Origin of the sequence: Actinopolyspora xinjiangensis, assembly GCF_900104475.1 — a bacterium.
GTDB lineage: Bacteria > Actinomycetota > Actinomycetes > Mycobacteriales > Pseudonocardiaceae > Actinopolyspora > Actinopolyspora xinjiangensis.
Genome location: NZ_FNJR01000010.1, coordinates 25721 through 39449, shown reverse-complemented (window position 1 = coordinate 39449; position 13729 = coordinate 25721). Strand labels below are relative to the sequence as shown.

14 protein-coding genes are annotated in these 13729 nt (G+C 69.8%); 5 read left to right on the top strand and 9 right to left on the bottom strand.

The window, feature by feature from the left end; genetic code table 11:
- Nucleotides 1-4: 4 nt before the first annotated feature.
- Nucleotides 5-355 carry an MGMT family protein gene (locus BLQ75_RS15550; RefSeq protein ID WP_092602995.1) on the top strand — a complete coding sequence of 117 codons (351 nt, stop codon included), beginning with the start codon at nucleotides 5-7 and terminating at the stop codon, nucleotides 353-355.
- Here the strand turns inward: BLQ75_RS15550 and BLQ75_RS15545 are convergent.
- The 4 genes from BLQ75_RS15545 to BLQ75_RS15530 form a co-directional block, all read right to left on the bottom strand.
- Nucleotides 338-1165, bottom strand: a complete 828-nt coding sequence (locus tag BLQ75_RS15545; RefSeq protein WP_092603266.1) for a uroporphyrinogen-III synthase — start codon at nucleotides 1163-1165, stop codon at nucleotides 338-340. The two genes, BLQ75_RS15550 and BLQ75_RS15545, sit on opposite strands and share 18 nt — an antisense overlap.
- Nucleotides 1166-1318: 153 nt before the next feature.
- Nucleotides 1319-2125 (bottom strand): TIGR02569 family protein, encoded by an 807-nt coding sequence (locus tag BLQ75_RS15540; RefSeq protein WP_092603264.1) that lies wholly within the window; start codon nucleotides 2123-2125, stop codon nucleotides 1319-1321.
- Between the two features lie 543 nt (nucleotides 2126-2668).
- Nucleotides 2669-3871: an adenylyltransferase/sulfurtransferase MoeZ gene (gene moeZ / locus BLQ75_RS15535; RefSeq protein WP_092603262.1), complete on the bottom strand. Its 1203-nt coding sequence runs from the start codon at nucleotides 3869-3871 to the stop codon at nucleotides 2669-2671.
- Between the two features lie 240 nt (nucleotides 3872-4111).
- A complete protein-coding gene (locus tag BLQ75_RS15530; RefSeq protein WP_092602993.1) occupies nucleotides 4112-5092 on the bottom strand; it encodes a DUF3152 domain-containing protein in 981 nt (326 codons plus the stop codon).
- A 382-nt stretch (nucleotides 5093-5474) separates the two neighbouring features.
- On the opposite strand from BLQ75_RS15530, the gene BLQ75_RS15525 reads away from it, so the two are divergent.
- On the top strand, nucleotides 5475-6110 hold the full coding sequence (locus BLQ75_RS15525) for a TetR/AcrR family transcriptional regulator (RefSeq protein WP_092602990.1): 636 nt from the start codon (nucleotides 5475-5477) through the stop codon (nucleotides 6108-6110).
- Nucleotides 6111-6276: 166 nt separating this feature from the next.
- Here the strand turns inward: BLQ75_RS15525 and BLQ75_RS15520 are convergent, their stop codons facing one another.
- The 3 genes from BLQ75_RS15520 to BLQ75_RS15510 all read right to left on the bottom strand — a co-directional run bounded on the left by BLQ75_RS15520 (nucleotide 6277) and on the right by BLQ75_RS15510 (nucleotide 8640).
- The gene (locus BLQ75_RS15520) at nucleotides 6277-6636 is read right to left on the bottom strand and encodes a hypothetical protein (protein ID WP_092603260.1); all 360 of its coding nucleotides are present in this window, start codon (nucleotides 6634-6636) and stop codon (nucleotides 6277-6279) included.
- Between the two features lie 196 nt (nucleotides 6637-6832).
- Nucleotides 6833-7744 carry an alpha/beta fold hydrolase gene (locus BLQ75_RS15515; RefSeq protein ID WP_092602988.1) on the bottom strand — a complete coding sequence of 304 codons (912 nt, stop codon included), beginning with the start codon at nucleotides 7742-7744 and terminating at the stop codon, nucleotides 6833-6835.
- Entirely contained in the window at nucleotides 7741-8640 is a 900-nt protein-coding gene (locus BLQ75_RS15510) for an AurF N-oxygenase family protein (protein ID WP_092602986.1), read from the bottom strand. The genes BLQ75_RS15515 and BLQ75_RS15510 overlap by 4 nt, the downstream gene beginning before the upstream one ends.
- Nucleotides 8641-8716: 76 nt before the next feature.
- Here BLQ75_RS15510 and BLQ75_RS15505 point away from each other — a divergent pair, with 76 nt between their 5' ends.
- Nucleotides 8717-9448: a TetR/AcrR family transcriptional regulator gene (locus BLQ75_RS15505; protein ID WP_092602984.1), complete on the top strand. Its 732-nt coding sequence runs from the start codon at nucleotides 8717-8719 to the stop codon at nucleotides 9446-9448.
- A gap of 17 nt (nucleotides 9449-9465) precedes the next feature.
- Entirely contained in the window at nucleotides 9466-9801 is a 336-nt protein-coding gene (locus BLQ75_RS15500; RefSeq protein WP_092602982.1) for a DUF4873 domain-containing protein, read from the top strand.
- Between the two features lie 188 nt (nucleotides 9802-9989).
- Here BLQ75_RS15500 and BLQ75_RS15495 read toward each other — a convergent pair whose 3' ends face one another.
- Entirely contained in the window at nucleotides 9990-10214 is a 225-nt protein-coding gene (locus tag BLQ75_RS15495; RefSeq protein ID WP_092602980.1) for a DUF3107 domain-containing protein, read from the bottom strand.
- 197 nt (nucleotides 10215-10411) lie between these two features.
- Nucleotides 10412-11131: a ferritin-like fold-containing protein gene (locus tag BLQ75_RS15490; RefSeq protein WP_092602978.1), complete on the bottom strand. Its 720-nt coding sequence runs from the start codon at nucleotides 11129-11131 to the stop codon at nucleotides 10412-10414.
- 833 nt (nucleotides 11132-11964) lie between these two features.
- On the opposite strand from BLQ75_RS15490, the gene BLQ75_RS15480 reads away from it, so the two are divergent.
- On the top strand, nucleotides 11965-13503 hold the full coding sequence (locus BLQ75_RS15480) for a DEAD/DEAH box helicase (RefSeq protein ID WP_244515607.1): 1539 nt from the start codon (nucleotides 11965-11967) through the stop codon (nucleotides 13501-13503).
- Nucleotides 13504-13729 lie beyond the last annotated feature (226 nt).

The following is a 13729-nucleotide window of genomic DNA, read 5'->3' as shown; positions in this document are numbered from 1 at the left end:
CCGGATGGACGAGCGAACCTGGGAACGGGTCCGGGAAGTGGTCGCCGGCATCCCCGCCGGACACGTGCTCGGTTACGGCGACGTGGCCCGGCACGCCGGAATTCGTTCGGCCCGCCTGGTGGGGCGGATACTCGCCGAGGACGGCGCCGACCTCCCCTGGCACCGCGTGCTGCGCTCCGACGGGACGGTCGCCGAGCACCTGCGGCGACGGCAGCTGGCCGAGCTGCACGCCGAGGGGGTCGCCGTCGGGAACGGCCGGGTCGACATGCGTCGGCACAGGTGGGAACCGGGAGCCGAGCGCGCGAGCACCGACGGGTCGAGTGGCTGCGCGGCGGGTTCAGGAACCCGCGGGTAACCGCTCCGCGAGCAGCCGGACCAGCGAACTCGTCCTGGAACGCTCCGGCACCACGTGGGGAAGACCGGCCCGCTCGACGGGAGCGGCCGTGACCGGGCCGACACACCCGAGCACCACACCACCGAGCACGGCGCTCCGCAGCGCCTCGGAACGACCGAGCCGCTCCGCCCTGGCGAGCAGGTTGGTCGCGGCCGGGGCGCTGGTGAACGCCAGGGCGTGCACCTCCCCCCGGACGGTGCGCTCGATCAGGTCGTCGAGTCTCTCCGGTTCCAGCGGGTCGGTCCAGCGGTAGACCATCACCGGCACCACCTCGGCGCCCGCCTCGGCGAGCCGTCGCCGGAACGACAGCATGGGATCTCCGTGCACCTGCACCACGACGCGGCTGCCGGTCAGGTCGTGGCCGAGCAGGTGGTCCAGCACCTCGCCGGACTCCTCCGAAGGGGCGCTCCACGCGGTCCGCAGTCCCGCACCGTGGATCGCCCCGGTCGCCTTCGAACCGCGCGCCAGCAACTTCGCCCCGGCGAGGTGCCCGCGCAGCGCCTCACCGTCGCCCGCCTGGTCCGCCGCCTCCATCCAACCGCGAAACCCCATACCGGTGGAGGCGACGACGAAGTCCACCCGGTCGGAGAGCACCTCGCGGGTCGATTCGGCCAGTTCGCCGTCCTGCGGCAGCGGCACGGTGTGCATCGCCGGGGCGTGCACCACCTCCGCACCCCGCCTGGTCAGCAGCGATGCCAGTTCCTCGGCCTTGCGCTCGGCGGTTATCCCCACGGTGTAACCGCGCAGCGGCTCCGGTGCGCTCGAACCCACGACCACATCCTCGCACGTCCTCCCCGACCGGTTCCCCCGTTCGTGATCCTTTCGACCGCCCCGACCGGTGAGCAGGCCGAAGTACCGGCCTTCCGACCGGCCGCGCGGCCGACGACGACACCGCTCGCGCGGCAAGTCGCCCCACCGGTCCCCTCAGAGCACTTCCAGCACGGTCTGCGACGCCTTTTCCAGCCCTCCCAGCGAAGTGGTGGTTGCTCGCGGGTGCAGCGCGTGCAGCGCCAACCGGAACAGCAGGGCCCGCAGCAGCATCTGGGGCCACTCCGGCAGGTGCGACCACCGCTCGACGATGGCGGGATCGGAACCTCCCCAGGCCATCGCGTCGATCACCACCACCGCGGCGGCCCACTCCGGTGGACGCCAGTAAGGCACGAAGTCGATCAGCCCCGGCGGCGCGTTGCCGGAGAACAGCACGTTCCCGAACAGATCACCGTGCACCACCTGCGGCGACAGCGAAACACTCCGGCGGGACGCGGCCAGCACCTCGAACAGCCGCCCGCCCTTCTCCGGAGTCAGCGACACGTACGTCTCGCCCCAGGCCATCCGGTCGGCGATCGCGTAGATGTCCTGCCTGGAGTCCACCAGCCTGGGCCTGTCGAGATCACCGCTGGCGTTGTGCAGCCGCAGCGACATCGCGATGACCTCGTCGTGCCGGGGTTCCGGACGGCCCGCCAGGTCACGGCGGGCCGACCACCCCGAAACGACCCACCTGCCGTCGGTGGACCGCAGCGGCCGCGCGACCCGCACCTCCTCGGGGTCGAGCGTATCCAGGGCCTGCGCCACCCAGGCCGCCTCGGCGGTGTCCGTGGCGAGCTTGAGCAGCACGTCCCCGTCGGCGCCGCAACGCCAGGCGAGTCCGCCCTCGAGCAGTTCGACTTCCTCCCCCGGCGCACCGAACGCGGCGCGCACGTGTGTAGGGGGTGGCTCGGCCGTAGTACTCACGGGCCAAACGCTACCCGCATTCGACTCCGCACGGTCGGAGGCGCTCCGATCGACGACACGATCCGAAGCGATCAAGCCGACGCGCCGGAGGCCTCGCGCTCTCGGCGCGGCGTGCCCGGCACGGACCTCACACCGGAATCACCGCCGCCCCGGCACAGCCGGCGTCGATCTCCCATCGCCCTCGCGGTCGGCACCGCCGACCGCGGTCGTCGCCACACGGCTTGGGCAGCGCATTTACCTCGAACGCGTGACTGGGATGCCCCGCGAAGCAGGGCCGCTTCAGCGGAGACGTCGGTAGGACGCCGCCCGAGGACCGGCCCAGCGCTCCCAGTGCGCCGCTGCGCATGTCTTCTCGGCGCGCGAGCGCGGAACAATCACTCACGCGATCCAGCCACCCGCGGGTTCTCCCGTGCGGCTCTCGCGAGGACGGCCGGAGACGTTGTGTAGTACCTACCCGATGTCTCCGGCCCCCACAGCGAGAGCCGTGCGAGAGATTCCGCCAAGCGACCGGCCCTGCAAAGCGGGGAGCACGGAAACCTTCGATCAGTACGTCGGCAGGCTCTGATCGACCTGGTTCGCCCACCCGAGCACACCACCGCCGACGTGCACGGCGTCGGAGAAACCGGCCTTGTGCAACGCCGACAGCGCCTCGGCCGAACGGCCACCGGACTTGCAGTGCAACACGATCTGGCGATCCTGCGGCAGTTCCGCGAGCGCCTCGCCGGACAGGATCCGGTCCTTGGGGATCAGCTTGGCCCCCTCGATGTGCACGATGTCGTACTCGTGCGGCTCCCGGACGTCGATCAGCTCGAACTTCTGGTCGGAGTCGAACTTGTCCTTGAGCTCCAGCGGCGTGATCGTGCTGTCCGCCGCGGCCTGCTGCGCGTCGTCGGAGACCACGCCGCAGAAGGTCTCGTAGTCGATCAGCTCGGTGACCTTGTCCGCGTTCGGGTCCTTACGGATCTTGACCGTCCGGTAGCTCATCTCCAGCGCGTCGTAGATCATCAGTCGGCCTAGCAGCGTCTCACCGATCCCGGTGATGAGCTTGATGGCCTCGTTGACCATGATCGAACCGATGGAGGCGCACAGCACGCCCAGCACGCCGCCCTCGGCGCAGGAGGGGACCATCCCGGGCGGCGGGGGCTCGGGGTAGAGGTCGCGGTAGTTGGGGCCGTAGGCGTCCCAGAACACGCTGGCCTGGCCCTCGAAGCGGAAGATCGATCCCCAGACGTAGGGCTTGCCCTGCAGCACCGCGGCGTCGTTGACCAGGTAGCGGGTCGCGAAGTTGTCGGTGCCGTCCAGGATCAGGTCGTAGTCGGCGAAGATGTCCAGCGCGTTGTCGGAGGTCAGGTTCGTCTGGTGCAGGTTGACCTTGACGAACGGGTTGACCTCGGCGATGGAGTCACGAGCCGATTCGGCCTTGGAGCGTCCGAGGTCGGACTGGCCGTGGATGATCTGACGGTGCAGATTCGACTCGTCCACCTCGTCGAACTCCACGATGCCGAGCGTGCCGACTCCGGCGGCGGCGAGGTACAGCAGCGCGGGGCTGCCGAGCCCGCCCGCTCCGATCACCAGCACCTTGGCGTTCTTGAGCCGCTTCTGCCCCGCCATCCCGACGTCCGGGATGATCAGGTGACGGCTGTAGCGCGCCACCTCGTCCTTGGTCAGTTCCGCGGCGGGTTCCACCAACGGCGGGAGCGTGGTCCCGCCGTCGTCGGAGCCCTGGGGGGACGTGTTGCTCGTCATCTCCCAGCTCCTCCTCCGTTGCCTGGGTGTGCGGCCGTGTCGTTCGGCGGTCGCCGAGGGCCCGGAACAGAGCCGTCCGGACGTGGCGAACCGCGCCACCGCACCGTGCAACGCCAGCCTGGCCGATGGTCTTCCCGCCCCCAAACCGTTCCCACGAGGTGGGACGCCCGGTCGGTTTCCCGCGGGAAACCGACCGGCACGACGATTCGGCTCACCGGGTGAGCCGGAACCGGGCGGCGCTCACCCTTCGTCGTTCCCCAGCGGGAAGGGCCACGGGTTCGGTTCGCACTCCAAACCGTTGGCGGGGATATCCGTGCCCTGCGGGACACGTTCGTTGAGCCGGTGCAGCACGTCGTTGGAGAGGCTGAAGGTCTGCTGCATCATCACCGGGGCCAGCTGCCCCTGGGCGGGACAGCCGACGTGGTCGTTTCCGAAGAAGTGCCCGACCTCGTGGTTGATGACGTAGCGCCGGTAGCTGCCGATGTCGCCGTCGAAGGCGATCGCCCCGCGCACCCAGCGCGCGGCACTGATGTAGGCGCGGCCCTGGATGTGGCAGGAGGAGTCGTAGGGCAACCCGCTACTGTAGCCGCACACCTCACGCGCCGTGTTGCGGCTGACCAGTGTCACGCGGAAGTCGGGTTCGGGCCCGTCCGGGCCGACCCGCTGCACCGAGATGCCGCCCCCTTTGGGATTGGTCCAGCCGCGCGGATCGGCCAGGCTCTGCTGCACCAATCGACCGAAGGAGTCCTCTCCCTCGACGAGCTCGACGCCCTTCTCCAGCTCGACGGTGTAGCGGTAGAGCTCTCCCGAACCGGCCGGAGCGGTACTGCCCGGCACGATCTCGAAGGTCCCGCTTCCCGTCTTGGGAACCGGTGCTCCGGGCGGGAGTTTCGCCGAGTCGATCCGCTGGTCGTACTCGCCGCCCTTGGCACCTTCGGTGACGACGGGCGTCCTGTCGTCGGAGGACGCCTTCCCCGCCGGGTCGGACCGCTCCGCGTCCCCCGAGTCGCCGCCCGGGACCCGCACGACCGCGAACACGGTCAGCACCAGCAGCACCGGGATCGCGTAGACGCCCCAGCCGTAGCGCGACCACCCCCGGCGGGCGCGGCGACCGCCCCGCCTCCGCCGCGAGTCGTCGCCCGCCCCCTCGCCCTCGGGACGCGGATACCAGGACGCCGCCAGGGGGTCGCCCCGGTGCCGCCCACCTTTCCCGGATTTCACTGAACTCCTCGAAACACTGCCGGCGTCTCGCGACGATCGTTCGGCCCGGCCGGGGATTCCGAACCGGTTCCACCATCGTGCTTATCGCGTTCAGGTTGCCACACTATGCGAGTTGACCTGCGAAGGCGGGATATTTCCCGCGAGTCGGCGTGTTCCGGGTCCGCCCCGTGACGGGCCGACGACGGGCCGCTGTGGTGCCGACCGCGTGCGATGATTCACCCTCGGGGAACGCGGCCCGCGGTTCGCGTAGTGGGACGGACGATCGAACAGCGGGAGAAGGGGCGGTCAGGTAACCGTCACAACCGGTCTACCGGCAAGTAAAGTTGGGGAGCCCGACACGCACACGACCGACGGGTCGACATCATTCGGTGGAGGCTTTCAAATGACCGAGACCGCGCAGCAGAGCACCGATCAGCCCGCTCGGGGGGTGCGGCTTCCGCGCGACGCGCGGCGGGCACAACTGCTCTCGGCGGCTCAGGAAGTGTTCGTCACCAACGGTTACCACGCTGCCGCGATGGATGACATCGCGGAGCGCGCCGGTGTGAGCAAACCGGTGCTGTACCAGCACTTCCCCGGCAAATTGGAGCTCTACCTCGCACTGCTGGAGACCCACGGCAGCGAACTCGTCACCCGGGTCAGGGAGGCGATCGAGTCGAACTCCGAGAACAAGCAGCGGGTACGTGCCTCCGTCGCGGCTCTCTACGAGTTCGTGGACCGGGACGACCAGGCCTTCCGGCTGGTCTTCGAGTCGGACCTGCGCGGCGAGCCCGCCGTGGAACGGGCGGTCGAGAACGCGCTGTCGGGCTGCATAGACGCGGTGGCCGAGGCGGTCACGGCGGACGCGGGGCTGGACAACGAGCGGGCCAGGCTGCTGGCGGTCGGGCTCGTGGGGCTCAGCCAGGTGACCGCACGCGACTGGCTGGACTCGGACAACTCCATCTCCAGGGAGGAGGCCGTGCACCTGATGTCCACCCTGGCCTGGAAGGGACTGGCCGGGTTCCCGCTGCAGCAGGGCTGACGGGGCCCGTCCGCCGCGGCCATCGGAAACGCCACCGCCCGGAAACGTCGCCGGCTCGACAGCGGCGACGTCCCGTAAGGAGCACCGACGGGTCGTTCCGGAGGTCACGTCGGCTCGGTGGCGGCCCCGCGCGGGTACCGCCGGTCCCCGCACGGGAGGTGTCTGCTCACCGGCTGCGCTTCTTGCCTCCGACGGGCACCAGCGGCGTCGAGGCGCAGCGGCATTCGGCCTCGGGAACGGCGACGGCGCTGATGGTGGGCCCCCGCAGCAGGCCGGTAGTGATGGTTTCACCCGAATGGGCGTACTTGACCCACTGGTCCCACTCGTCCTCGAACGCGACCTCCTCCTCCGACTTGCCCATGGCGGCTCGCAACGTGCTCGCCAGCCACTGCGCCACCTCGTCCGGGGTGTGCAGGATCTCCACGGCGTCGAGCCGGGACAACCGCTCGTGCGCGGGCATCGCCTGGTTCAGCGGTGTGTCCTCCACATAACCGTGATGATGAGTACCGCTGGTGTGCTGTCCCACGGAAGTCCTTTCGCCGGGTGACTCCACCCGTGCGGTGGAGTCGGTCGCGGCTCGGAACGAGCAGGACCGGACCGCCCACCGCCGGGGCCGCCACGGGCCACCGTACCGAACTCCGGCGGGTGGGCGTCCGATCACGACCACGGCGCGGCGACGGACTCCCCTCCCCGGAAGCGGACGGGCGGGGCCGCCGGGGACGTCAGCTCGGCACGGCCCGCGTCACGTCGGCGATGCGCTCGGTCACCTCCTCGGGGCGTTCCATCGGGAGCATGTGCCCCGCGCCACCGTAGAGGAAGAAGCCCGCCCCCGGAAGCCGCTCCGACATCCGGCGAGCGTGGGGCAGCGGGCAGAGCCTGTCGGACAGACCCGCCAGTATCACCGTCGGAACCTCGGGCAACCGCGCCAGCGCTTCGCCGCGTTCGTGCTCGGCCAGGGACTCCCGGAAACCGGCGAAGCTGGCGGGGTGGCAACCGGCCACCCATTCCGCGCTCCGGGCGACATCGGCGGCGGCGGGCCGACTGCCGAACAGCAACCAGCGCAGCCCGGGACGCATCCAGGCGGAACGGTCGCTGACCGTGCGCCGGTCCGAACGGGCCAGCATCCGCCGCAACCCGCGCTCCCCGGCGTTGAAGACCTTGGCGAGCGGCCCTGGCAGCCGCAGGCCGGGGGCGGCCAGTCCGCCACTGGAGGTGGCGACCAGGGCGATGCCGCTCACCCGCTCGGCCAGCAGATCGGGATGGCGCTCGGCCATGGCCATGATGGTCATTCCTCCCATGGAGTGACCGGCCAGCACGATCGGGCCTTCCGGGACCCGGTCGGCGATCACCTCGGAGAGGTCGTCGGCGCACTGTGCGATGGTCGCGGTTCCGGAGGGTGAGGGATCGGAGTCCCCGTGGCCGCGGTGGTCGAAGCGCACGATCCGGACCGGTCCTCCCACCGCTGCCCGCAACCGTTCGGTCACTCGGTCCCAGGTGTGACGGGTGAGCGTCCAGCCGTGGACCAGTACGACCGTGACCGGGGCCTGGGGGCTGCCGCTCTCGTCCACCGCGAGCCGTGTCCCGTCGGAGGTGGTCAGCAGTCCCGCCGCTCGTTCGTGTTGTTCGACAGTCACCGGATCAGTCCAGCCTTCCGCCACAGGGCCGTGCCGGGCTTGCCGACCAGGCCGACCTCGTCCAGAAACGACATGATCTTCTCTCCGCTCCACCGCACGGTCTCCCGCCAGTGCGGGTTGGTCATGGCGGCCCGGTAGGCGTCCCTGGGACGCAGCCCGACCGACTTGTAGATCCTGGGGTTGATCAGCGCCTTGACGATGCAGAAACCCACCAGCGCCGTCATGAACTGGTGGTAGGCGCGCTGGGCCGCGTTGCACTCCCGCATACCGCGGGTGACCTCCTCGCGGGCGAAGGTGACGTGCCGCGCCTCCTCCATCACGTGGATGCGGTTGACCATCCGCACCAGGGGCTGTACCTGCTCGTCGAACATCTGGTCCCGCTGGAACCGGTCCAGCAGCTCCTCCGCGACGAGGATGGAGGCGTAGGCCGAGGGACCTTTGAGAACGGCGGGCAGCACCCTGCCGCCGAGGTGCAGGATCCGTATCGGCCCGTAGGCGGGAGCGCCGATGCGGTCGCATGTCTTGGCGAACATGGTGGAGTGCCTGCACTCGTCGGCGACCTCGGTCAGCGCGTACTGAGCGTGGTTGGTGCGCGGATCCCGGTTGTAGAAGTCCTTGAGCAGCATCTGCATCAGCAGCACCTCGAACCAGAGACCGTTCGAGGCGATGCTGGCGAACTCGTGCTTGGTCAGCTCGACGCGCTGCCGCTCGGTCAGCCGGTCCCAGAAGTGGGTGCCGTAGAGCGTGCTGCGGTGGAAGGGAATGTAGGGCTGGTCCTCCGCCAGCGGCGCTTCCCAGTCGATGTCCACCTCGGGGTCGTAGCTGTTCTTGGCCGATGACTTGAGTAACCGGGAAGCCGTTTTCTCCCTGTCGTTGACCTGGAGAGCCTTGGTCATGATCGCTGGTCACCTTTCGGGAGGAACCCGTGCTGACAATTGCGTGTTACGACAAGTAACAGCTACCTTGGGTAGCGTGAGCCAGATCTCCCGACCTGTCAAGGCCATGCAGTCACAGGGACGCGGCGACGCCCGCAAGGAACGCTGGCGCGGACACCGGCAGGCCAGACGCGCCGAGTTCGTCGAGGCCGCCGTGCGCGCCATCGGCAACTACGGCCCGGAGGTGGGCATGGACGACATCGCCACCGAGGCAGGCGTCAGCAAACCCGTGCTGTACCGGCACTTCAGCGACAAGAGCGACCTGTACCTCGCCGTCGGGGAATGGGGCACGAAGCTGCTCATGGAGCGGATCAACCCGGCTCTCGAACAGGAGGGCAGCGCACGTGAACGGATCCGGCGGATCATCGACACCTACCTCCGGGTGATCGAGGAGTACCCGGAGCTGTACCGCTTCGTGGTGCGTCGGAACTTCGCCGACCGCCCGGTGCACACTGATCCGGTCACCACCGAGAAGACGGTGATAGCCAATTCGCTGTCCCGCCTGCTCGGCGAATACATGCGCAGCCTGGAACTGGATTCGGGCGGTGTGGAGGCATGGAGTCACGGCCTGGTCGGCATGGTGCAGGCCAGCGGTGACTGGTGGCTGGATCGCCACTCCATGACCAGGGACGATCTCACCGAGTACCTGACGAAGATCATCTGGTTCGCCATCGACGGGGTGCTGCGCGCCGGAGGCATCGTCATCGATCCGGACGAACCACTGGAGATCGTCCCCCACCTGAGGGTCGTCGGGGACGAGCAGGACTGAGGACAGGGAGGGCGGACATGCCCCAGCAGGGACACGAACACGACGAGGACGACTACAACGGCGAAGCCGTGATCTTCACCGCCGAACGGCACGCCACGGTGCACGTGGTGCTGCGCGGCAACTTCCAGCCCATCGACGGGCGGTTCCACTGGTACGGCCGGGCCGAGGCCAGCGGCGAACTGGACGAGATCGCCGACGGACGCAAGACCGACGTGGTGCTGCGGACTCCCCACGGCGAGGCCGTGGCCACCCTCTCGGAACCGGACCCCTGGAACCGGTACCGCATCACCGGCCTGGGGCGCCCCCCGTTCCCGCTGGACTCCGAGCTGGTGGAACTCGACGGCACCGGCTGAAGCGGCAGGGCACCGACCGCGACGCGGAGCTCCCGGAGCCCCACGCGGCGCCCGCCCGGCCTCGTCCGCCAGGTGTGCCGCGGCGTGCGGGCGCCGCTCCCGATCGGGTGAGCCGGATTCGTGTCACTCACCGCACGCGGGCCGGTTCCCGACCGGGAGAACAACGAGCGAGCCGTCGCCCGGCGGGATCAACCCACCCCGAAGCCGACGCGCTGGGTCTCCGTCGCCCCGATCTCGACATAGGTGATCTTGGCGGAGGGCACGATGTAACGCTTGCCCTTGTCATCGTCGATACGCAGGTTCCCCTCGGTGCTGCCCAGCGCCTCGGCGACCAGCTTCTCGACCTCTTCCTGGGACTGACCGCTGTTGAGCGTCAGCTCCCGCGCCCCGTCGACTCCGACCTTGACCTCCACGTCACTGCCTCCCTGTAGTAGCTGTCCAACGCGTTGACCACAGACTATCTGCTCCGTCGGTCACGAAGCGGAACGATCCCCGCCGGGGGCGTCGATCGAGGCGATCGGCGAGGAGGCGAGCGCCCCACGAACCGGTCACGGCACCGCTCGACGGCACGGACCACGGAACCAGGCGGGCCCAGCCCCCGGCGTGATCATCACCCCAGTCCGAGCCTGGACATCCGCTTGTTGTGGTTGTTCTGCAGTCTGCGGAACAGCGAACCGATCCCGGCGAGATCCCCGGATCCCCTGATGATCAGCTCGGCGAGCGCGTCCCGCTCCGAGACCACCCACTGCGCCTGGGTGACCGCCTCACCCAGCAGCCGCCGTCCCCACAGGGTCAGCCTGTCCCGCAGTGACTCGTCCTCGGCGCAGGCGGCCGAGACCTCGCGCTCCGCGAAGGTCGAGTGGCCGGTGTCCGAGAGCACCGTCAGCACCAGCTCCCGCGTTTCCTCGTCGAGCCAGTTGGCGACCTCCCGGTAGAAGTCGGCGGCCAACCCGTCACCGACGTATGCCTTCACCAGCGACTCCAACCAGGAGTGCGGTGCGGTCGAGGCGTTGAACGCGTCGAACGGCTCCGCGAACGGGCGCATGGCGTCCTCCACCGCCACTCCACGCGCGGCGAGGCGTTCCTCCAGCAGCCGGAAGTGCCCCATCTCGGCGGCGGCCATGCTCGCCAGCGCCGCCCGGCCGGTCAGCGTGGGGGCCGCCCTGGAGTCCTCGGCCAGCCTGTCGAACGCGGAGAGCTCACCGTAGGCCAACGCGCCGAGCAGGTCCTTCACCCCTTCGTTGTACCCGGCATGCGGTTCCTCGGCCCCTCCCTCGGCCTCGGACTCCACCACTCCGGAAGCCACAGCGCTCTGGTCAGCCTCGCTCATGCCGCGAGCCTACCGCTACCGCCCCCGCGAGGGAGCACTGGCGCGTCGCCGACCTCTCCGGCCCGCTCGTCGCGCTGATCCGGGTTCGACGGCCCGGAATCCGGTGCGCTCGGCGTGTCGGAACAAGGGCCGATACCGCATTCTCCGACACGCGCGCAAGAGGTGGCGTTCACCATCCGGAGACCGCAGGGTATGGGAAAACGGGTAGGGTGCCGGAAGGGAGGTTCATTGGCGTCAGGCGGAGACCGCATCGGTACCGACCGATCCCACGAGTGCTCGGACACCGCGCTCCTGCCGGACCGCCCCGGTGATCAGTACACCCACGGCAGGCGGTCCGAGTCGGTCGACCCGACCCGCGAGGTCTCCGCGTACGGACACCACCACCTCGAAACAGGACCGAAGTGGGCAGCCACCGCCGCACGTGCCGGTGAAACAGGGCACACGACCCGGGCTCGGCCCGGCGAGCGCGGTCACGTGACAGCGGGCGGGTATCGCCCGTACTCCGTGAACGCGCGACGCCGGTCGGCCACCGGGTCAGGGCGGACGGCGCCCGCGCAGTTGGCCACCTCGGCAGAGCGGGGGTCGGGAACCGTGCGGCCGCGAGGAACCGCACCCCGGCCCGGGGCCGTGTGTGGCCACAAACCGATATCGCCACCCGGTGGCACGCCGAGGGATCAAGAGTGACAACCGGCGGGAACACGGTGTGAGCGAGTACGAGAGAGGCGATTACTCTGACGAACAGTGACGAGGCGACCGAGCCCCACCAGTCCGGAGCCGACGAATCACAACGGCCCCCGGAGAACGACCGGGAGGCGAAGCCGCGGGAAGCGGCTGTGAACCCCGACAGCCCCACCTTCGCGGAGCTCGGCGCGTCCGAGGAGATCGCGCGAGCGCTACGCGAGGCCGGCATCGAGCACACCTTCGCGATCCAGGAGATGACCCTGCAGCTGGCGCTGCGTGGCGCGGACCTGATCGGGCAGGCCCGAACCGGCATGGGCAAGACGCTCGGCTTCGGCGTCCCCCTGCTGCAGCGGATGCGGCTGCCCGGCGACGGGACTCCGCAGGCCCTGGTCGTGGTGCCGACCAGGGAACTGTGCACGCAGGTCACCCGTGACCTGGAGCAAGCCGCGCGCTACCTGGGAGTGCGCACCCTCGCGGTCTACGGCGGCAGGCCCTACGAGCCCCAGATCGAAGCGCTGCGCTCGGGCGTGGACGTGGTCATCGGAACCCCGGGCAGGCTGCTGGATCTCGCCGAACAGCAGCACCTCGTGCTCGGCAAGGTCGAGACGCTGGTGCTCGATGAGGCCGACGAGATGCTCGACCTGGGCTTCCTGCCCGATATCGAGCGGATTCTCGGCATGGTCCCCGAACAGCGGCAGACGATGCTGTTCTCCGCGACGATGCCGGACGCGATCATCAAGCTCGCGCGCGACTTCCTGAACCAGCCGACGCAGATCCGCGCCGAGCAGGCGGACGAGAGCGCGGTGCACGAACGGACCCACCAGTTCGTCTACCGCGCCCACGCCATGGACAAGCCGGAGTTGCTGGCCCGCGCGCTGCAGGCCCGCGACCGGGGGCTGACCATGATCTTCAGCCGTACCAAGCGCTCTGCCCAGAAGCTGGCGGACGAACTGTGCGAGCGGGGCTTCGCCGCCGGTTCGGTGCACGGCGACCTCGGGCAGTCCGCCCGGGAGAAGGCGCTGCGTGCCTTCCGCAGCGGCAAGATCGACATCCTGGTGGCGACCGACGTCGCCGCTCGTGGGATCGACGTGGCGGGCGTGACCCACGTGATCAACCTCCAGTGCCCCGAGGACGAGAAGACCTACGTGCACCGCATCGGGCGAACCGGGCGAGCGGGACGTACGGGTGTCGCGATAACGCTGGTGGACTGGGACGAGGAGAGCCGCTGGCGGGTGATCGACAAGGAGCTCGGGCTGGGCAAGGCCGAGCCGGTGGAGACCTACTCCACTTCCCCGCACCTCTTCGAGGACCTCGACATCCCCGCCGACGCGAGCGGCAGACTGCCGCTGTCGATGCGCACCCGATCCGGCCTGGACGCAGAGGCGGAGGAGCGCGACGACAGCCGACGCGAACGCGGCAGGCGCAAAGGTCGTGGTTCGGGGCGTGGTGAGGCGCAGTCCGGTCGCACCGAGGGCGGCGAGGCGGGAAGCAGGCCCGCCCGACGGAAACGGCGCCGCACCCGTGGTGGCAAACCCGTCGGTGAAGCGACGAGCCAGTCCGACGCGGGCGCCGAGGGGGAAAGCTCCCAGGCGAGCTCCCAGCGCCCCGCGCGCAGGCGCAACCGGACTCGACGCGGTTCGCCCGCCAAGAACCGTTCCGAGGAAGTGGCCGGCTCCTCCACCGGGCAGTGAGCCAGAGAACCGGGTACCGACCGCCCCGCGCGGCCGGTACCGCGGGTGTGCGGTTCTCGTCCACGCGGACCCGCCCACACGTCGAACCTCGGGAGTGGTGCGTGGCCGGATCGCGAGGAGCTCACCCCGGGCTCGCCGCGTCCTGGGCTCCCGGCCGCGCGTCGAACTCGGTGAACCCGTGGCGCCTCGCCCGCGTGCCGGGAAACCGGCTTACCGAGGCTCCGGG